Annotated in this window: 15 protein-coding genes; 10 read left to right on the plus strand and 5 right to left on the minus strand. The window is 66.5% G+C overall.

Annotated features, from left to right (window positions below):
• Window positions 1–135: 135 nt before the first annotated feature.
• The 6 genes from QZY44_RS35170 (at window position 136) to QZY44_RS35195 (ending at window position 8814) form a co-directional block, all read left to right on the plus strand.
• A complete protein-coding gene (locus tag QZY44_RS35170; protein ID WP_295459019.1) occupies window positions 136–744 on the plus strand; it encodes a hypothetical protein in 609 nt (202 codons plus the stop codon).
• Window positions 745–1542: 798 nt separating this feature from the next.
• The gene (locus QZY44_RS35175) at window positions 1543–2115 is read left to right on the plus strand and encodes an isochorismatase family protein (protein WP_295459021.1); all 573 of its coding nucleotides are present in this window, start codon (window positions 1543–1545) and stop codon (window positions 2113–2115) included.
• 5 nt (window positions 2116–2120) lie between these two features.
• Complete coding sequence (locus QZY44_RS35180; RefSeq protein WP_295459024.1) at window positions 2121–3473, plus strand: nicotinate phosphoribosyltransferase; 1353 nt, start codon at window positions 2121–2123, stop codon at window positions 3471–3473.
• Window positions 3474–3886: 413 nt separating this feature from the next.
• Window positions 3887–4996 carry an efflux RND transporter periplasmic adaptor subunit gene (locus tag QZY44_RS35185; RefSeq protein WP_295459027.1) on the plus strand — a complete coding sequence of 370 codons (1110 nt, stop codon included), beginning with the start codon at window positions 3887–3889 and terminating at the stop codon, window positions 4994–4996.
• A complete protein-coding gene (locus QZY44_RS35190) occupies window positions 4993–8076 on the plus strand; it encodes an efflux RND transporter permease subunit (protein ID WP_295459030.1) in 3084 nt (1027 codons plus the stop codon). The genes QZY44_RS35185 and QZY44_RS35190 overlap by 4 nt, the downstream gene beginning before the upstream one ends.
• 474 nt (window positions 8077–8550) lie before the next feature.
• Window positions 8551–8814, plus strand: coding sequence for a PEP-CTERM sorting domain-containing protein (locus QZY44_RS35195; protein WP_295459032.1), 264 nt, complete (start codon window positions 8551–8553; stop codon window positions 8812–8814).
• 460 nt (window positions 8815–9274) lie between these two features.
• Here the strand turns inward: QZY44_RS35195 and QZY44_RS35200 are convergent, their stop codons facing one another.
• Window positions 9275–9559 (minus strand): hypothetical protein, encoded by a 285-nt coding sequence (locus QZY44_RS35200; RefSeq protein WP_295459034.1) that lies wholly within the window; start codon window positions 9557–9559, stop codon window positions 9275–9277.
• Window positions 9560–10226: 667 nt separating this feature from the next.
• Here QZY44_RS35200 and QZY44_RS35205 point away from each other — a divergent pair.
• Window positions 10227–11102 (plus strand): exosortase/archaeosortase family protein, encoded by an 876-nt coding sequence (locus tag QZY44_RS35205; protein ID WP_295459037.1) that lies wholly within the window; start codon window positions 10227–10229, stop codon window positions 11100–11102.
• A complete protein-coding gene (locus tag QZY44_RS35210) occupies window positions 11089–11775 on the plus strand; it encodes an exosortase C-terminal domain/associated protein EpsI (RefSeq protein WP_295459039.1) in 687 nt (228 codons plus the stop codon). The genes QZY44_RS35205 and QZY44_RS35210 overlap by 14 nt, the downstream gene beginning before the upstream one ends.
• Before the next feature lie 177 nt (window positions 11776–11952).
• Here QZY44_RS35210 and QZY44_RS35215 read toward each other — a convergent pair whose 3' ends face one another.
• Entirely contained in the window at window positions 11953–12594 is a 642-nt protein-coding gene (locus QZY44_RS35215) for an outer membrane beta-barrel protein (RefSeq protein WP_295459043.1), read from the minus strand.
• A 368-nt stretch (window positions 12595–12962) separates the two neighbouring features.
• Between QZY44_RS35215 and QZY44_RS35220 the strand changes: the two genes are divergently transcribed.
• Window positions 12963–13118 (plus strand): hypothetical protein, encoded by a 156-nt coding sequence (locus QZY44_RS35220; RefSeq protein WP_295459047.1) that lies wholly within the window; start codon window positions 12963–12965, stop codon window positions 13116–13118.
• Between the two features lie 37 nt (window positions 13119–13155).
• On the opposite strand, the gene QZY44_RS35225 is transcribed toward QZY44_RS35220, so the two are convergent.
• Window positions 13156–14625 (minus strand): DegQ family serine endoprotease, encoded by a 1470-nt coding sequence (locus tag QZY44_RS35225; RefSeq protein WP_295459052.1) that lies wholly within the window; start codon window positions 14623–14625, stop codon window positions 13156–13158.
• A gap of 388 nt (window positions 14626–15013) precedes the next feature.
• On the opposite strand from QZY44_RS35225, the gene nadB reads away from it, so the two are divergent.
• Window positions 15014–16654, plus strand: coding sequence for an L-aspartate oxidase (gene nadB, locus QZY44_RS35230; RefSeq protein ID WP_295459054.1), 1641 nt, complete (start codon window positions 15014–15016; stop codon window positions 16652–16654).
• 18 nt (window positions 16655–16672) lie between these two features.
• Here the strand turns inward: nadB and QZY44_RS35235 are convergent, their stop codons facing one another.
• Together QZY44_RS35235 and QZY44_RS35240 are read right to left on the minus strand one after the other, a co-directional pair.
• Window positions 16673–18610 (minus strand): ATP-dependent DNA helicase, encoded by a 1938-nt coding sequence (locus QZY44_RS35235; RefSeq protein ID WP_295459057.1) that lies wholly within the window; start codon window positions 18608–18610, stop codon window positions 16673–16675.
• Between the two features lie 23 nt (window positions 18611–18633).
• On the minus strand, window positions 18634–18992 hold a 359-nt coding region (locus QZY44_RS35240), incomplete at its 5' end, for a tetratricopeptide repeat protein (RefSeq protein WP_295459061.1).

The following is an 18992-nucleotide window of genomic DNA, read 5'->3' on the forward strand; positions in this document are numbered from 1 at the left end:
CTATAATTGGATCACTAGGACGTGACGGCCGGTGCGGATGTGGTTGCAGGGAGCTGCCGCACCCGCTCGTATCGAGGATGTCTGTCAGCTCCCAAACTCCTTTGATCGGTCACTATCAAGAGAGGTACGCTGTCCATGTCAGACTATATACCCCCTTCGGACAAAGATTATCTCGAGTGGCATGACAACGCCACGGCCCATGCCAAGGATGCCGGTGCCTGTATCTCGGCCGCGGACCTGGCGCAATTGGAGGCCGATAACGCGGACTTACATAGCGCCTTCAGCGACGCCGCCCTTAAAGATACTGAGCATAAACAAGCGGTCGCGCACAAGACTGTGGTTCGCCACCGCAGCGAGGGCAATGCCCGCCCCATTATGCGCCGCGTCAAGGCGCATGCGGACTTTACTCCGGCCGTGGGTGCCCTGCTGCGCCTGCAAGGCCCGGCGTACACTATCAATCTGGGCACGCTCAAGCCGAAGCTGGTGGGCCTGGATCATACGGATGGCGAGATCGAGCTCACTTGCCCCAAGGGGAAGAGCGACGGTGTCCACTTCTACTGCCAGCGCGAAGGCGACACGAGCTGGGTGCTGCTCGGCTTGATCACGGTGTTTCCCTATTTCGACCGCCGTCCGCTGCTCCAACCGGGCAAGCCCGAGCTGCGCCGCTACACCGCGGTCTATGTGGTGAAAGGTCAGGAAGTCGGGCAGTTCAGCGACGAGGTGGTGATCAACTGCGCACCCTGATGGGTGTCGATCCTAACGGCGGCCACCCAACCTCTCGTGACGCCGCCCCAGCGCGTCATGAATGGGTTGGGGGCTATCCGCCCCGAGGGCCTTGATCGTCATTCCGACCGAGACGCCGGAATCCAGGCCAGGGACGGCAATCTCTAAGCCAGTACGATCGAAAGGTCAGGTCTTGCAATCAAGCATCTTCGTATCATTTAGCGAGTGCGTGATTGCAAGACCTGACCCCGTCTGTGTTCCTTATCCCGGAACTCGCCAGGAATTCGTCAGAGCGAACCGAAAATCGTTGTCCGTCCCCGTTTTCCCGGTCCCCGTTTTCCCGCGTCCCCGTTTTCCCCCGTTTTCCTGGTCCCCGTTTTCCTGTAGTCCCCGTTTTCCTGTAGGATGGGCAAAGCCCGCGCGGGATGGTCCGGATCGTTCGCGGCGTCGATCGGGCGTGCCCATCCGGGCTGCGTCGAGGTCTGGAGGATGGGCACGCTGCGCTTTGCCCATCCTACGATCGGCGATCCCGCCGACCCACATCAGTTTCGATCGCCCCCGGGGAAAATCCGCTCATCGCGGGATCAACTTGTTAACCAGTTAACACATCTGGCGTCAAACCCCGACATGATCGCGCTGTACGGGGACCTCGCAAGCGGCTGTGGCCTCGTCGCGGCTGAAGCCGCTCCCACGTGAGACTTTCAGAATGACCGTCCCGCCTGTCCTGGCTGTCTTGCCCGCCACCACTATTCCGGCTATGTTCCAACCTTGGCGGACTTGGCGCCTTGGCGTGAGACCGAATCTTACCGGGAGACCATTGTGCTATCTTCAGAGGTTCAGCTGCAGTCGGGGGATGGGCTGCTCGTGGTCGACGTCCAGCGCGATTTCCTGCCGGGCGGGAGCCTGGCCGTGCGCGACGGCGACGCGGTGGTGCCGCCGCTCAACGACTGGATCGCCCGCTTCGCCACCGCCGGGGCGCCGATCTTCGCGACCCGCGATTGGCACCCGGCCGATCACTGTTCCTTTCGGCCCCAGGGCGGACCCTGGCCGGCGCACTGCGTGGCCGGGACGCCGGGGGCGGCGTTTGCCGACGGGCTCGCCCTGCCGGAGGGTGTTGCGGTCGTGTCCAAGGCGATGCGCGATGACGATGCCTACTCGGGCTTCGAGCGGACCGATCTGCATGAGCGGCTGCAGCGCGCAAGCGTGCAGCGGCTCTTCGTCGGCGGGCTCGCCACCGATTATTGCGTACTCAATAGCGTCCTGGATGCCCGGCACCTGGGCTATGCCGTCGTATTGCTCACCGACTGCATCCGCGCGGTCGAGGTACAGCCCGGTGACGGCGCACGCGCCATCGCCACCATGCTCGCCGCGGGCGCGGTTGCCTTAGGATGATCAGTATGCCCACTGCCGATACCTGTGACGCTAACAGCGCGCTGCTCACCGATCTCTATCAACTGACCATGCTCCAGGCCTATTTCGACCAGGGCCAGACTGACACGGCGGTCTTCGAGTTCTATGTGCGCAGCCTGCCGCCCGGGCGCCAGTTCCTGGTCGCCGCCGGCCTCGAACAGTCGCTCGACTATTTGGAGCAGCTGCGCTTTTCCACCTTGGAGCTCGACTGGCTCGCCAGCTGTGGACGCTTTCATCAAGACTTCGTCGACTCGCTCGCGGAGCTGCGCTTTACCGGCGACGTGCAGGCCATGCCTGAGGGGACGGTGTTCTTCCCCGCCGAGCCCATCCTGCGCATCGTGGCACCGCTACGTGAGGCACAACTGGTAGAGACGCGCCTCATCAACCTGTTGCAGTTCGAGACCATGATCGCCGCGAAGGCCGCCCGGGTGCGACTGGCCGCCGGCGACAAACAGCTGGTCGACTTCGGGATGCGCCGCGCCCACGGCGCCGAGGCCGCCATGCTCTCGGCACGCGCCAGCTTTCTCGCCGGCTTCGACGGCAGCTCCAACGTCCTGGCCGGCATGCGCTGGGGCATCCCGCTGTTCGGCACCATGGCGCACTCATTCATCCAGGCGCATGACGAGGAGCTGGTGGCATTCGAGCATTTCGCCCGCTCCCATCCCAATGCCACCACCCTGCTCATCGATACCTATGACACCGAGGCCGCGGCCCAGGGCGTCACCGCGCTGGCACAGCGACTGGCCGCCGATGGCATCACGATTCAGGCAGTCCGCATCGATAGCGGTGACCTTGGTGAGCATGCACGCAAGGTCCGCGCTATCCTGGATGCCGGCGGCGCCGATCACATCAAGATCTTTGCCAGCAGCAATCTCGATGAGTATTCGGTACAGGCGCTGCTCACGGCCGGTGCGCCCATCGACGGTTTCGGCGTCGGCACCCGGATGAACAGTTGTTCCGACCATCCCTATCTGGAATGCGCCTATAAGCTGCAAGAATATGCCGGCAAGGCGCGGCGCAAGCGCTCCGAAGGTAAGGTGACCTGGCCCGGCCGCAAGCAGGTCTACCGCCGGCTCGACGCCAACGGGCACCTGGCCGGTGACACCCTGACCCTGGAGAACGACCACCAGCCGGGCACACCGCTACTCACCACCGTGATGCGCGACGGGCGGCGCCTGGCGCCCTCGCCGCCGCTGGCGCAGATCCGCGACTATGCGCGGCAGCAGCTCGCCACCTTACCCGCCGGGCTGCGCCGGCTCGATCAGACCGCACCCTATGCCGTGGAGGTGGCAGCGGCGCTGCAAGACCTGGCCCGCGCGGTGGATGCTGGAATCCCGTAGGATGGGTAGAGCGCAGCGAAACCCATCGTCCGCGCTTGGGTCAAGCGTTGATTGCTGGGTTTCGCTGCGCTCTACCCAGCCTACGAAGGCCGAGCGTATCGGCACGGCGGCGAATACTTTCACAGTCTCCGGAGCGGTGTCACAAGAAGGAGGTAGCAAGGTCGCCAGCTCAGGGCCAGCGACGCCGGCGACGGCAGGCGGAGCGCGGGCGGCGTCCGCGGGGCCGGGGTGTCTGCGGAACAGACCGGCCCACGCCGCGATCCGTCAGTTTGGGCATCTTAACTCCGCACCGAGCTGATCCAGCCCACAACTCCTGTATCATTGCCGTTCCTTATGCACGGTTGCATACTTCGGATTTGTGCGGTCCGAGTCGTTCGCCCTCGCCGTCCCACCCCTGCCCCCAAAGGCCCCCCATGTTCCGACGTTTCCTCTTGGTCCTCCTGGCCCTGGCCGCCGTCATCGGCGCGCTGGCCTATCTCAAGTACGGCCAGATCCAGGGCCAGATCGCCATGTTCTCCCAGCCCATGCCGGCCCCGGTGGTCGCGGTGGCGCAGGTGCGCGAGACCCGCTGGGAACCGACCCTGGACGCGGTCGGTTCGGTCCAGGCGGTGCAGGGGGTGGAGGTCAGCAACCAGGTGGCCGGCCAGGTGAAGGAGATCCGCTTCGACTCCGGGGCGAACGTGCGCCAAGGGGACATCCTGGTGCGCCTGGACGACGACGTGGACCAGGCGGACCTGGAGGGCCTCCAGGCGGCGGAACGGCTCGCGGCCCTGAAGTTCAAGCGCAACAGTACACTCTTGAAAGATAGGGCAGTCTCGCTGGGTGACGTCGACGACATGGCCGCCCAGGTGGACCAGACCCGCGCCCAGGTCAAGTCCAAGCAGGCGACCATCGACAAGAAGGTGATCCGCGCACCCTTCGCCGGGCAACTCGGCATCCGCAAGATCGACCAGGGCCAGTTCCTGAAGGAGGGTACCCCCATCGTGCTCCTGCAGGCGCTGGACCCGCTCTACGTGGACTACGCCCTGCCGGAGCGCGAGATCGGCCGCATCCAGGTCGGCCAACCGGTACGTGTGCGGGTGGCCGCCCAGCCGGATGAGACTTTCCACGGCAGCATTGCCGCCATCGCCCCCGGCGTGGACCGCGGTACCCGCAGCATGCAGGTGCGCGCCCGCTTTGCGAACCCGAAGCTGCAACTGCGCCCGGGCATGTTCGCCCGGGTCGAGACTGTGCTGCCGGTGCAGGACCGGGTGCTGACCCTGCCGCGGGAGGCGATCACCTTCAACACCTATGGCGACTCGGTGTTTCTGGTGGAAGGTGAGAATGGCAAGCTCAAGGTCCACCGGCGCCAGATCGCCACCGGCGCGGTCCGCGGGGACGAGGTGACGGTGCTCAGTGGGCTCAAGGCGGGCGACCGGGTGGTCTCCGCCGGGCAGGTCAAGCTCACCAACGGCCAGGAGATCCAGATCAAGGGTGCGGCGGCGCAACCGGCACCAACCAACCCCGGGGCCAAGCCCGAATGAAGTTCACCGACATCTTCGTCTACCGCCCGGTGCTCGCCGCCGTCGTGAGCCTGTTGATCTTCATCTTGGGCATTCGCGCCTTCATCGATCTGGAGGTCCGCCAGTACCCCAAGACCCAGAACACCGTGGTGACCATCACCACCGCCTACCCCGGGGCGAGCAGCGAGCTGGTCAAGGGCTTCATCACCACGCCACTGCAACAGGCCATCGCCGAGGCCGACGTCATCGATTTCCTGTCCGCCACCAGCACGGCGGGGATCTCGGTCATCGAGGCCAACATGCGCCTCAACTACGACCCCAAGGCGGCGGTGGCCGAGATCCAGGCCAAGGTCGCGAGCCGTATCAATGTGCTGCCGGAGACCGCCCAGAACCCGGTCATCGACTCCACCACCGGCAACTCCACGGCCCTGATGTACCTGGCCTTTTACAGCAAGGTCATGGACCTGCCGCAGATCACCGACTATGTGCTGCGGGTGGTCCAGCCGCAGTTGCAGGCCCTGCAAGGCGTGGCCAAGGCGCAGTTGCTCGGCAACAAGACCTTTGCCATGCGCATCTGGCTGGACCCGGCCCGCATGGCGTCCCTGGGGGTGACGGGCGACGACGTGACCAAGGTCCTGCGGGCCAACAACTATCTCTCGGGGGTCGGCAAGCTCAAGGGGGATCTCGTCCAGATCGATCTCTCCGCCACCACGGACGTGAGCCGCGTGGAGGACTTCAGCCGTCTGGTGGTCCGCTCGCAGGGCGACACCCTGGTCCGACTGGAGGACATCGCCCGCGTCGAGCTGGGCGCCGCGGACTACGACTCCACCACGCTCTACAAGGGCAACCCGGCCATCTTCATCGCGGTGGAACAGACCCCCGGAGCCAATCCGCTGGACGTGGCCAAGCGGGTGAAGGACCTGCTGCCCAAGCTGCGGGCCGATTTCCCGCAGGGGCTCGATGCCTTCGTCCCCTATGACGGCAGCGCCTTCATCGATGAGTCGATCCGGGAGGTCTTCAAGACCCTGGTCGAGGCGGTGCTGGTGGTGCTCCTGGTGATCTTCCTGTCACTCGGCTCCCTGCGCGCCGCGCTGGTGCCCGCGGTGGGGGTGCCGCTGTCCATCGTCGGGGCCGGGTTCCTCATGTTGCTGATGGGATTCTCCATCAACCTGCTCACCCTGCTGGCCATGGTGCTCGCCATCGGGCTGGTGGTGGACGACGCCATCGTGGTGGTGGAGAACGTCCACCGGCACCTGGAGATGGGCAAGTCCAACATCCAGGCCGCGGTGGACGGGGCGCGCGAACTGGCCCTACCCATCATCGCCATGACCACCACCCTGATGGCCGTTTATGCCCCCATCGGCTTCATGGGCGGCCTGGTCGGCACGCTGTTCACCGAGTTCGCCTTCACCCTGGCGGGGGCGGTGCTGGTCTCCGGTGTCGTGGCGCTCACCCTCTCACCCATGCTCTCCGCGGCGGTGCTGCGCGCCGGGGGGCAACAGAGCCGCTTTGAGCTGCGCGTCGAGCACGCCTTTGAGTCTCTGGCCAGGGGCTATCGGTCGGTGCTGCACGGCTGGCTCAAGTTCCCGTCAGTCACGCTGCTGGTCGCCCTGGTCGTCATCGGCGCCGTCTACGCCATGTACAGCATGACCAAGAAGGAGTTGGCCCCCACCGAGGACCAGAGCATCCTGTTTTTCATGGGCACCGCGCCGCAGACCGCCACCATCGATTATGACATCGGCTATATCAAGGAGATGTTCCCCATCTTCGAGGCCATCCCGGAATACCGGGAGTCCTTCCTGGTGGCCGGCTTCGGCGGCGATCAGTCATCGGTCTTCGGCGGCTTCAAGATCGCCCCGGCCGCGCAACGGCAACGCAGCCAGGACGCCATCCAGCCCCAATTGCAGGGGGCCTTGGCACAGATCACCGGGCTCAATACCGTGGTCTTCCCGCTGCCCAGCCTGCCGACCCCGGGTAACGGCATCCCGGTGAGCTTCGTGGTCGTCTCCGACCGGGACTACAAGGAGCTGGACGGACTGACTGACCAACTCTTAGGCGCGGCCATGGGCAGCGGCAAGTTCATGTTTCTGTCTAAAGACGTGAAGCTGGAGCGCCCCCGGACCGTGCTTGAGGTGGACCGGGAACTCGCGGGCGCCATGGGCATCAGCATGGCGGATCTCGGCGCGAGCCTGGCGGGCATGTTGAGTGAGAACTATGTCAACTGGTTCAGCCTGGAAGGGCGCAGCTACAAGGTCATCCCGCAGGTAGAGCAGCGCTTCCGCAATGACGCGGGGGAGCTGAAGGACTATTACATCCGCAACAATGCCGGGGAACAGGTGCCATTGAGTACACTGGTGAAGGTCCGCCACGAGGTGGAGCCGTCCAAGCGCACCCAATTCCAGCAATTGAACGCCATCACACTCTCCGGGGTCCAGATGCCCGGCGTGACCCTGGGCGATGCGCTCAGCTACCTGGAGCAACAGGCGGCAACCATCTTCCCCCCGGGCGTACGCTACGACTATAAGGGCGAGTCGCGCCAGTTCAAGAGCGAGGGCACGGCGCTCGAGGTGACCTTTTTCCTCTCGCTCATCATCATCTATCTGGTGCTGGCCGCACAATTCGAGAGTTGGCGCGATCCCTTCGTCATCCTGATGTCGGTGCCGGTCTCCATCGCCGGGGCCATGGCCTTCCTGTTCTTGGGCTTCGCCAGCATCAACATCTATACGCAGGTGGGCCTCATCACCCTGATCGGCCTCGTGACCAAGAACGGGATACTCATCGTCGAGTTTGCCAACCAGTTGCGCGCACGCGAGGGATTGAGCAAACGCGAGGCGGTGGAGCGCGCCTCCGCCATCCGGCTGCGCCCCATCCTGATGACGACGGTCTCCATGCTGGTCGCCATGGTGCCGCTCCTGATCGCCAGCGGTCCCGGGGCGGTGAGCCGTTTCGACATCGGGCTCGTGATCATGACCGGCTTAGGGATCGGCACACTCTTCACCCTATTCGTCGTGCCATCCTTCTATCTGTTGCTGTCGCCCGCGGTCCATGGCGGGCATGAGGGAGCGACAGAACCACCGAAACCGGCCGCGGAGGCGGCCTAGCCATGCCTGAGTTGGCCCCTCTCGTTCCCACGCCCCCGGCACGCGCCGGGGAGTCAAGCGGACATGCGGCTACTATTCTTGTTTGATTTCTTGCCGACGCAGTCGTAGCATTAGCCAACCGACACGCAGACCGTTAGGGGGACTGAAATGAAGCAGCGACTCATACTGGCGGCGGGAGTCATTGCACTGTGTACTGCCGTGTCGTCCGAGGCGGCGGTGATCATCGACATGAGCCAAGTTGGGGCCGATGTGGTCGCACAAGGCAGTGGCAACCTCAACCTGGCTGCCCTCGGACCACCGATACCGGCCGGCACGGGGACTGCTGCGATGAGTCCGAGTAGCGGGTTCCTTGTGCTGGTCCCCGGCTCAGGTGATGTGTATTTACCCCCTGTATCCCCTGCCAGCTTTGGTACATTAGGTTTGGCGACTGCATCCGCAAACACTGGCAATGTATTTGGGCTTGCCCTCGGTCAAATGTTGCTACCCACGGGCTACATCACCGGCACCAACCTCGCGATGACTGCGACCTGGGCGGGAGCCAGCAATGCGAGCCTCGGTGTCACGCCCGGTACCTATACTTGGAGTTGGGGTGCTGGGGCGACCGCGGACTACGTTCAGTTGAATGTCAACGCCGCACCGACCCCCGAACCCGAGACTTACGCACTGTTCGCCTTCGGCATCGGGGCCACCGAGTGGCTACGGCGACGCAAGAGGAAGGCGCCGAACGCCGATGCATGAATGCGGCTTGCTCGCGGCGCTCCTCGCCGCCGCTCTGACGCTCGCGGCCGACGCCGCACTGGCCGGCGAGCCCCCCCAGGTCGCGGCCGTCGTCAACGGCGTTGAGATCACCCAGCGCGAGGTCGAGGCCCAATACCAGCGTAGCGCCACACCGGGCACGCCACCCGCCGCCGCGGCCACCCAGCGCCGCGCGATCCTCGACGGCCTGGTGCGCACCGAACTGCTCGCGCAGCAGGCACTCGCCGACCGACTCGACCAGACGCCCGAGTTCCTGCTCGATACCCATCAGGCACGCCGACAGACGCTCGCACTGCAGGTCGAGCAGGCGGCGCGGCGCGCCATCCCGCCGCTGCCGGCCGAGGCGCTGCGCCAGGTCATCGCGGCCAATCCCTACCACTTCGCGGAGCGTCAGCTGCTGCTGATCGAGGAGCTGCAGGTCAGCCAGACCGATCAGGCGTTCCTACAGGCGCTCGACCGGGAGGCCACCGAGATCGCGGAGCGGGCACGCGTGCAGCGGCTCGCGCGGGAGGCGGATGGCTCCGTCACCGGGGGTGCCGCCCTGGACCGCCTGGAAGGGCTCGCCCGCCAGGCGGGCGCGCGGGTGAAGCGCGTGCCGACCACGGCGGTCACCACCGACCAACTCCCGCCCGAACTGGTGAAGCCGCTGCTGGCCGCCAAACCAGGGGTGCCGCAGGTCGTCCTGATCAAAGGGGTTACGGATCGGGGCACGGCGGTGGTGATGCACGCGGCGGCGCCGACACCCATCACGGGCGAGGCGGCCGAGCAGCTGGCGGGCGGGCTGGTCCAACGGGAGCAGTTGGCGCAGGCGCTGCGGCAGCGGCTGACGGCGGCGCAGAACGCGGCGCAGATCGCCTACCAGGGCGAGTTCGCCGCCGGCGCCCCATCACCCGATGCCGCGGCAACGCCCGCCGCGCGGCCCCTGGACAGCAGTGTACCGCCCACACTGCCCCCGCACCGGTTGGCCGCCATCGCGGGCGCGGCGGCGCTGGCCTGCGCCGCCGCCGTGCTGTTGGGGGTGATCGCTTGGTGTTACTGGCGACGCACCCTGTGGCTGCCGCGCCTGTGGCCGGCGCGCGCGCCGCCGGCCGCGGAGGCCACCCCGCCCTGGGGACCGGCCTACGACCCGGCGAGTTGGGAGGGCATGCTGTTCGTCGCCCTGCTGGTGCTGGCCTGCGTCGGGGCCCTGGGCGTGCAGTTGCTCGTGGCCGGGCTGCGGCTTGGCCCCTGGGTATTGGCGGGGGCGGTGGCCGGCGGCCTGGCGCTGGGCGTGGGGGCAAGTCACCTCTATGCCCGCGCGTCACCCCCGCCCTGGACCCGCCGCCGGCGCTGGTGGTCGGTCATCGCAGCGGCGGCCCTGCTGCTCGGCACCCGGCCTTGGGGCTGCGGTTCTCGTGAGGCCGGCGGCGCCGGCCGCCAGGCTCGCGCACCTGCTGCCGCGTGCGGCCTGGCTGCCCTGGCTGGCGTTCGCCGCGGTCTTGATCATGACCGGTGTGCGCACCGCGGCCGATCCGCTGCGCCCCAGCTACGACGACGACCTGATGCTGCTCGCCACCCTCGGCATGGTATTGTGGATCGAACGGGCGGCACTCGCCGCGTCGCTGCGGAGCTCTGGGGATGGCCGGCCCTGGGTCGGGACCCTGCTGTTCGCGGCCGGCTGCCTGGCGTCACCGGCGGGACGCTTCAGCGGCTCGTTCGCCATCGAGGCCTGGGCCCTGTTCCTGCTGCCCGCCGGACTGGTGGCAGCCTTCGCCCCGCGGGAACAAATGCGCGCGGCCTGGTTTCTGGCGGGCGCCGGTACGGTGGTGGTAGCGATCGGGCGGATCGCCCCGGCGGCGCTCTCTTCCGACTTGGCGGTATGGCTCGCCGCCGCCTCCGCCGGCCTGATCAGTGCGGTAGCCTTTCCGGTGGTCGCGGTCGGGGTACGCCAGTATTTCGGACCCTACAGCACCGAGGTCACCCAGGCCTGCGCGGGGATGAACTCGCTCTTCGCGCTGACGGCGCTCGCCGTGCTCTACCTGCGCGAGGGCCGGCGCCGCCCGTTCTGGCATATCTTACTGTTGGTGGCCTGCGTGATCCCGGTCGCCGTCTTGAGCAATTTTCTGCGGATCGTGCTGTTGGTGCTCAGTACCCAACTGATCGGCGTGCGCTTTGCGCAGGGTCTGTTTCACGACACCGCGGGCTTTTTCGTGTTCGCCTTGGCGCTGGCCCTGCTGGCGGGCATCGACTCACTGGCCCGGCGGATGGGGGCAGGCGATGCGGGCGATTGAGCGCTGGTCCTTGGCCGTCGGCTTCACGGTGCTGCTGGCAGCGCCGCAGGCATGGCTCGAGTTTCGGTCCGACGCGGGCGCCGCCGACCCGCCGCCGGACCTCGCGGCCATCGTCGCGCGCGCGCCCGCGGGCTGGCATGACGCGGCGCCCGCGCAGGTGGTCGACCCCAGGGAGGCGGCCGGCGCTCGGTTGTTCTACGATCAGGTGGCCGTCGGCCAGTTCGCCCAGCCCGGCGCTCCGGCAGTCACCCTGGTGCTCACCTGGAGCCGCGACGGGTTCCGGCGCGCCGGCCACGAGCAGGAGGTCTGCTATCGCGCGCAGGGCTTCACCGTGGCCGGCGAGCAGGTCACGCGACTGGACGCCGGTGGGGCACAGTTCCCCGCGCGGGTCTTCAACGCGCGCCGTGGCGAGGTCGTCGAGGACGTGCTGTACTGGAGGGTGACGGGCGGCAAGCTCGATGAGGGCGGACGGGAGGGCGTCACGGATCAACTGATGTTGCGCCTGCACACACTACGTCATATCTTCACCCCCGGTATCCCCGCCAATCTGATGGTGCGGGTGTCGCACCAGCGTCAGGCCGCCGCGCCGCCCACGTCCGCCAACGCGGCATTCGTGCGGGCCTTTCTGGGGACGCTCGGACCGGCCGGGCGGGACTTGCTGACCGGCCGCTGAGGCGCGCCCGACGGGTAGGCTCGCGTTGCCGCAACCGGTCGTAGCGCCCTTGGCGCCGGGTATGCCAACCAGTCGCACGCAGGCGCAGGCGCCAAACCAATCAGACCGCCCGGACGCCACCCGCAGGGCGGAGTCCGAGCGGGCCGATACCGCCGAACCTTGACTAATGGCAGGCCATCAGAACGTATAATTCACGCCCAGCATGATCGTCCCGAAGTCATTGTTACCGCTAACCTTCGTGGAGGTCACGCTACCATTCGGCATCGTGAGATTCACTCGCCCCTTCTGGTTAAAGAAGGTATATCGGTATTCAGTGAACACCTCCCAGTTGTTCACGATCCGATAATTGAAGCCCAACCCCAGATGCTCGCCCCAACCGCTATCTGCCTTCAGCGTGGCGCGGGCCGTTCCACCCGTGGGGTAGGCCGCCGATACCGGCACTGCGACGGACACTGAGTTGTCTGCATCGATCATGTTGTAGTCGAAGCCGGCAAGCCCATAGAGACCGAATTGGTCCGTCACCGGGAGCCGTCCGACCAACGAAAAACCGAGGCTCGATGTGCTCTGTTTGAATCTGGGCTGACCGGCCCAGTTTTTTGTCTCGTTAAAGGTCGCAAAGGACGCTTGGAGACCGAAATTGCTGGTGAAGTCGTACTCACCCTGCAAACCCCATACACCAGCGGAACTGCCAACGTTACCGCCAGCCGTCACGCCCCCCTGGGCGCCGAGGCGAAACTGCACCGGGGCGGGGCCGGCGGCATCAGCCGCAACGGCGCCGGCGAGCAAGGGCAGAGCAAGCAGCAGATATGACTTTTTCATCGATGTCCTCCAAAGATTTTTCGTTGTACACGTGCACTGGGCGAGACGCCATGGCGATGATCCCCGGCTACCCCACGGAGCTCACGCCGCCCCTTGTTGCGATTCAACAACAGTGACGCAGTCGTGGGCTGAACCCGAACATACCACCCTCAAAGATTGAATCTCTTGGGTTAGTTTGCACAGTATACCGAAACAAAGAATACTTGGTATATGAAAAAAATCCATTTGTTGCAATCCCCGATGTAGTTGCAATAACGACACAAAAGCCCAGTCCACACACCGATGGGCGCGTCCACGCACCGACAGTTGCGCGCGGCCAGCCGGCACGCGCGACGTTCCCTTCAGTGGAAAAACCCGGCACGCCAGTGGTGCTGGAGAGACCCGAACAGTGGCAGGACTTCCGCCAGAATGCGGGCCAGGCGACCCTCGTACTCCGGGCCTGCGCCGACCTCGGCAGCGAGCACAAGCAAACGCTGCGGCGCGGCGTGCAGACCAGGACGGTCTGCACGCCAGGGGCGACGTGAATACCTTTCCCTAGCCGCCGCCGGCCCGGCCCCAGGTTCAGGACTTGGGAATGTGCAGTGCGTAGAACATCCGCCCGTCACCCCGCTGGATCAACACGGGCACCGCGCGACCCGGCGCAAGGGACTCCAGGATGCGGTTGAAGCCGGCCAGATCATCCACGCCCTGGTTGTCCAGCATGAGGACGACATCGCCCGCAAGCAGTCCCGCCTGGGCCGCCGGCCCCTCTTTCACCGCCGCCACCAGGACCCCGCCCTGCTCGATCCCGAGTTCATCGCGGCTCTCCGCACGCAGTTCACTCACCACCATCCCGAGTCGGTTGGGCTTGTCCGTCTCGCCCGCTGCGTCGCTGTCGTCGCTGCCGTCGGTCGACTGGTCAGCGTCGGGAAGCTCGGCGATCTTGATCTCCACCGTCAGCGGCTGGCCCTTACGCAGCAGCTCCAGACGGGCGGCCTGGCCCACCGGGGTGGTCCCGACCAGGGGCGGCAGCGCGCTGGAGATGGGCAGGTCCTTACCGTTGTAGCTCAGGATCACGTCGCCCGGCAGGATGCCCGCCGCGGCGGCCGGACTGTCGGGCATGATCTGCGCCACCAGTGCACCGCGCGCCTGCGGCAGTCCGAAGGCCGGGGCCAGGTCGCGGGTGACGTCCTGGATCAGCACCCCCAGCCAGCCGCGACTGACCCGCCCCTTGGCCTTGAGCTGCTCAAACACGTCCATCGCCACGTCGATGGGGATGGCGAAGGAGAGGCCCATGAAGCCGCCGGTGCGACTGTAGATCTGGCTGTTGACGCCAATGACATCGCCGTCCAGGTTGAAGAGTGGACCGCCGGAATTGCCCGGATTGATGGCCACGTCGGTCTGGATAAAGGGCACATAGTTCTCGCTCGGGAGGCTGCGACCCTTGGCACTGACGATGCCGGCGGTCGCCGAGTGCTCAAAGCCGAAGGGGGAACCGATCGCCAGTACCCATTCGCCCACTTGCAGGTCTTTGGCCGAGCCGATCTTGACCGTCGGCAGATCTTTGGCGTCGAACTTCAACAAGGCGATGTCGCTGCGGGTGTCGGCCCCGACCAGGGTCGCGACGAACTCGCGGCGGTCATTGGTGCGCACCACGATCTCATCGGCACCCTCCACCACATGGGCGTTAGTGAGGACGTAGCCATCCGCCGAGACGATGAATCCGGAACCCAGTGAGCGGGACTGTTCATCGTCTCCCGGCGCGCCACCGGAATCGCCCTGATCGCCGAAGAAGTGACGAAAAAAGTCTTGGAGCGGGCTGTCGTCCGGCAATTCGGGAACCGGATTGCCCGGCACGCGCTTGCCCTTCCCCTGGGGCTTGGCCGGGGACTGCTTGGTGCTGATGTTCACCACCTTAGGACCGTTCTCGGCCACCAGGGCGGTGAACTCTGGCAGGGCGTGATTGGTCGCCTGGCTCGGGGTCTGAGTCAGGGTCAGGGTCCCCGCCAGGAGGACGCCGAGGACCGGCCGAAAACTCGAAAAGAGGCGCATGAAGGCTCCGTGCTGCGGTCGATGGCACGCCACCAGAGCGCCGCGACGGCGGGTACTGGCGGATCGACCGGGGGATGAAAAATGGACTTGGGGGCGCTCTGCCGACACGCGATGAGCAACGACCGACCCGGGCCGCAGAGCTGGGCGTCACTTTAGCCTAAACCTTGAAGTTCGTCACGCGAAGGCGCAAAGAACGCGAAGAAAAACAAAGTGAAAATCTCAAGCCAAGAGCGCTGACCAGGCCCCCAAGCGCGATTGCTCCCACCCAAATAAAGTGGGAAACCTTGATCCAGGACGTGAAATAGGTGAATGTAGTGGATCGGCGAACCGTCACCGCCCCGTCTCCCCCTGTCCACACCTTCGCACCGATCCGCCAACGAGTCCCGCTATGACTGCACCCGTGACTGCCACCGTCCACCGTCATGATGTTCTGATCCTCGGCAGCGGCGCCGCGGGCCTCAGCCTGGCCTTGCGGCTACACCCGGCCCTGTCGGTGGCCATGGTCTCCAAACGAGACCTGAGCGAAGGCAGCACCCGCTATGCCCAAGGCGGGATCTCGGCGGTGCTCGACGCCCAGGACTCGCTGGAGTCACACGTCCAGGATACCCTGACGGCCGGGGCTGGCCTGTGCGATTCGCAGGTGGTCCGGCAGGTGGTGGAGCATGGCCCAGAGAATATCCGCTGGCTGCTCGACCAAGGGGTGGCCTTCACCCGCGATGCGCAATCGGCCTCCTCCGAGGGGTATCACCTGACGCAAGAGGGCGGGCACAGCCACCGACGCGTCGTCCACGCGGCTGACGCCACTGGGGCGGCGGTCGCCGCGACGCTGGAATCGCGGGTGCGCGAGCGCCCTGGCGTCAGCCTCCACGAGCAGCACATCGCCGTCGACCTGATCACGTCACGGCATCTGGGCGAGACCAACACGCATCGCTGCGTCGGTGCCTATGTCCTGAACCTGGCCACCGGCCGGGTGGAGACCTTTCTGGCCCGCTTCATCATGCTGGCCACCGGCGGTGCCAACAAGGTCTATCTCTATACCAGCAACCCGGACGTGTCCACCGGTGACGGGATCGCCATGGCCTGGCGCGCCGGCTGCCGGGTGGCCAATATGGAGTTCATGCAGTTCCACCCGACCTGCCTCTATCACCCGCTGGCCCGCTCCTATCTGATCTCCGAGGCGCTGCGCGGCGAGGGTGCGAGGCTGCTCCTGCCGGATGGTGAGCGCTTCATGCCGCGCTTCGACCCGCGGGCGGAACTGGCCCCGCGCGATATCGTGGCGCGCGCCATCGACCACGAAATGAAGCGTCTGGGCAGTGAATGTGTGTACCTCGATATCTCCCACCGACCAGCAGACTTTGTACTCTCCCATTTCCCGACCATCCACGCCCGCCTGCTGGAACTCGGCATCGACATCACGCGCGAGCCCATCCCGGTGGTCCCCGCCGCCCACTACACCAGCGGTGGCGTCATGGTCGACCAGCAGGCCCGCACCGATCTCCAGGGTCTCTACGCCAGTGGTGAGACGGCCTATACGGGACTGCATGGCGCCAACCGCATGGCCAGCAATTCGCTACTGGAGTGTCTGGTTTATTCGGAGATGGCGGCCGCCGATATTGCATGCCAGATGGGCAAGCATCAGGCGTTGCCCGACGCCCCGGCCTGGGACGAGAGTCGTGTGACCGAGCCCGACGAGGAGGTGGTGGTCACCCACAACTGGGACGAGCTGCGCCGCTTCATGTGGGACTACGTGGGGATCGTGCGCACCAACAAGCGCCTGCAGCGCGCCAAGCGGCGGGTAGACCTGCTGCACCAGGAGGTGATCGAGTATTACAGTAATTTCCGCGTCAGCAATGACCTGATCGAGCTGCGCAACTTGCGTGATGTGGCCGATCTCATCATCCAATCCGCCCTGCGCCGACGCGAGAGCCGGGGCCTGCACTACACGCTGGACTTCCCCGACAAGGACCCCAGTCAGCTGGCACCCACCATCCTGATCCCGGACGGCTATCGGCCCCGTCACCGCGGTTGAGCCGGGAGTAGGTGCGACTTAAGTCGCACCTACAGTCGGCTCCGCCCCGGCCGGGTCCGCAAAAAAGGCGCGCACCTGCTCCGGGTCACGCGTGCGCGCCATCGGCGGCAGACTGGCCAGGAAGGTGTGCCCGTAGGAACGGCGCAGCAGCCGCGGGTCGCACACCACCAGCACCCCGCGATCACCGACGCCCCGGATCAGGCGCCCCGCCCCCTGTTTGAGCGCAATCACCGCCTGCGGCAACTGGACCTCGAAGAAGGGGTTGCCGCCGCGGCGCCGCAGCGCCTCAATGCGCGCAGCCAAGACCGGATCACCCGGAGAGGCAAAGGGCAAACGATCGATCACGACGCAGGACAGGGCCTCACCCGGGACGTCGACCCCTTCCCAAAAGCTCGCGGTCCCGAGCAGGACCGCATTGCCCAACTCGCGAAAGCGCCGCACGAGTTCGGCCCGCGGGGCGCTGCCCTGCACCAGGATCGGATAGTCGATCCGCCCACTGAGGCCGTCCGCGACCTCACGCAGCGCCCGGTGGCTGGTGAAGAGCAGAAATGCGCGCCCCTCACTGTAACCGATGAGTTCGCAGGCCAAGTCCAGCACCGCCGCGTTGTAGAGCGGATCGGCCGGCTCGGGCAGCCCCCGAGGCACGAACCACAGGGCTTGGCGCGCATAGTCGAAGGGACTGTCCCAGCGCTCGGTTGCGGCCCCCTCGATACCGAGCTGAGCGGCGAAATGCCCGAAGCTGTCGCCCACCGCCAGGGTCGCGGAGGTGAACACCCAGGCGGCGCGCTGGCGCTCGAACTGCTGGCGAAAGACCGCGGCCACATCGAGCGGCGTCTGGTGCAGGCGCAAGCCGCGACCCTGGACCTCGAACCAGCGGACCTGATCCGCGGCGACGGGCGCGCTGAGCAGTTGCAGACGCGCCGCGAGATCCGTGGCCCGTCCCAGGCAGGCATCCAGCCCCTTGCCCCGCCCCTCCAGGACCTTGAGCCCCTCGGCGAGCGACTGCAGCCGCCGCAGGACCGCGGCCAGCGCGCGCACCGGCTCCGGGTCGCCGATCAGGTCGTGCCAAGGCCCCCGGCGGTCGCCCTCACCCAGACACAGCCGCAGATCCTGCACGGCGCGGTGCAGGCCCGCGGCGCGCTCACGCAACTCGGGGGCGTCAGCGGCCTCGCGGCCCTGTTCAAGCTCGCTGTCGCGCGCCAGGTCGTGCAACTGGCGGCCGCTGACCAGTACACCAAAAAAGCTGGCGGCGACCTCGGGCAGTTGGTGCGCCTCGTCCACGATGAAGGCGTCCGCACCCGGCAGTATCTCACCGAAGCCCTCGTCCTTGAGCGCCAGGTCGGCGCAGAACAGGTGGTGATTGACCACCACCAGATCCGCCGCCTGGGCCTCCCGACGGGCCGCCGCCAGGTGACAGTCCTGCCACTCGGGGCAGGTCTGGCCAATGCAGTTATCGCTGGTGGAGGTCACCGCGGGCCACACCAGGGCATCCTCAGGGATCGCCAGTTCAGCCACATCGCCCCGCCGGGTAGTCTTCGACCAGTCCTGGACCTGGCGTAACTGGGCCCGCAGTTGCGGGTCATGCACGACGGGGTCGGCAGCCGCGAGCTTGAGGCGGTGGCGGCACAGATAGTTGGCGCGGCCTTTGAGCAGCGCGACGCGCACCGGCACCCCCAGTGCGTCGCGCACCTGCGGCAGGTCACGGTGAAAGAGCTGGTCCTGCAGGTTGCGCGTCCCGGTGGAGATCAGCACCTTGCGCCCGCACAGGATAGCCGGGACCAGGTAGGAGAAGGTCTTGCCGGTACCGGTACCGGCCTCGCAGATCAGGGTATCGCGGGCCTCCATCACCCGGGCGATCGCCTCCGCCATCGCCTGCTGTGGGGCGCGGTGGATGAAACCGGGAATCCGCTGCGTGAGCAGCCCGCCGGGGCCGAAAATATCCGCGAGGGAGGTCATCGGCGTGGGGGTACCCCCACCGCTCAGTTCCCGCCCGCCCGCTTTTCCGCCTCAGTGGCGCCGGCGACATCACCAGTGCGCCGTTTCGCCTCGGCGATGATCCGCCAGTTGTCCTTCTTGAGGCTCGCTTGGCCGCCGGCATAGTCGTTGGAGCGGGCGGCCAACTGGCCCGCCTGGGCCGTGAGCCCCTGTTCCATGCGCACCCGCGCCAGGCGATTCCACAGATAGGGCTCGCGCGGTGCAATCCGCAGCGAGCGCTCCAGCGTCGCCGCCGCCCCCGCATAGTCACCGGTCTGGCGCTGCTGCTCGGCCTGGCGCGCCAGGCCGTCGGCGGCAGGCGCCAGACCCGCGACCACGGACTCGGCCGGGGACGGGGGGGACG

The sequence above is a fragment of the uncultured Thiodictyon sp. genome, assembly GCA_903837595.1.
Classification (GTDB): domain Bacteria; phylum Pseudomonadota; class Gammaproteobacteria; order Chromatiales; family Chromatiaceae; genus Thiodictyon.

Excerpts from the sequence above, each read along its gene's own strand:
- QZY44_RS35215 (WP_295459043.1), bottom strand. The coding sequence starts at position 12,594 with ATGAAAAAGTCATATCTGCTGCTTGCTCTGCCCTTGCTCGCCGGCGCC.
- QZY44_RS35190 (WP_295459030.1), top strand. The coding sequence starts at position 4,993 with ATGAAGTTCACCGACATCTTCGTCTACCGCCCGGTGCTCGCCGCCGTC.
- QZY44_RS35235 (WP_295459057.1), bottom strand. The coding sequence starts at position 18,610 with ATGACCTCCCTCGCGGATATTTTCGGCCCCGGCGGGCTGCTCACGCAG.
- QZY44_RS35225 (WP_295459052.1), bottom strand. The coding sequence starts at position 14,625 with ATGCGCCTCTTTTCGAGTTTTCGGCCGGTCCTCGGCGTCCTCCTGGCG.
- QZY44_RS35185 (WP_295459027.1), top strand. The coding sequence starts at position 3,887 with ATGTTCCGACGTTTCCTCTTGGTCCTCCTGGCCCTGGCCGCCGTCATC.
- QZY44_RS35180 (WP_295459024.1), top strand. The coding sequence starts at position 2,121 with ATGCCCACTGCCGATACCTGTGACGCTAACAGCGCGCTGCTCACCGAT.
- QZY44_RS35210 (WP_295459039.1), top strand. The coding sequence starts at position 11,089 with ATGCGGGCGATTGAGCGCTGGTCCTTGGCCGTCGGCTTCACGGTGCTG.
- nadB (WP_295459054.1), top strand. The coding sequence starts at position 15,014 with ATGACTGCACCCGTGACTGCCACCGTCCACCGTCATGATGTTCTGATC.
- QZY44_RS35170 (WP_295459019.1), top strand. The coding sequence starts at position 136 with ATGTCAGACTATATACCCCCTTCGGACAAAGATTATCTCGAGTGGCAT.
- QZY44_RS35195 (WP_295459032.1), top strand. The coding sequence starts at position 8,551 with ATGTTGCTACCCACGGGCTACATCACCGGCACCAACCTCGCGATGACT.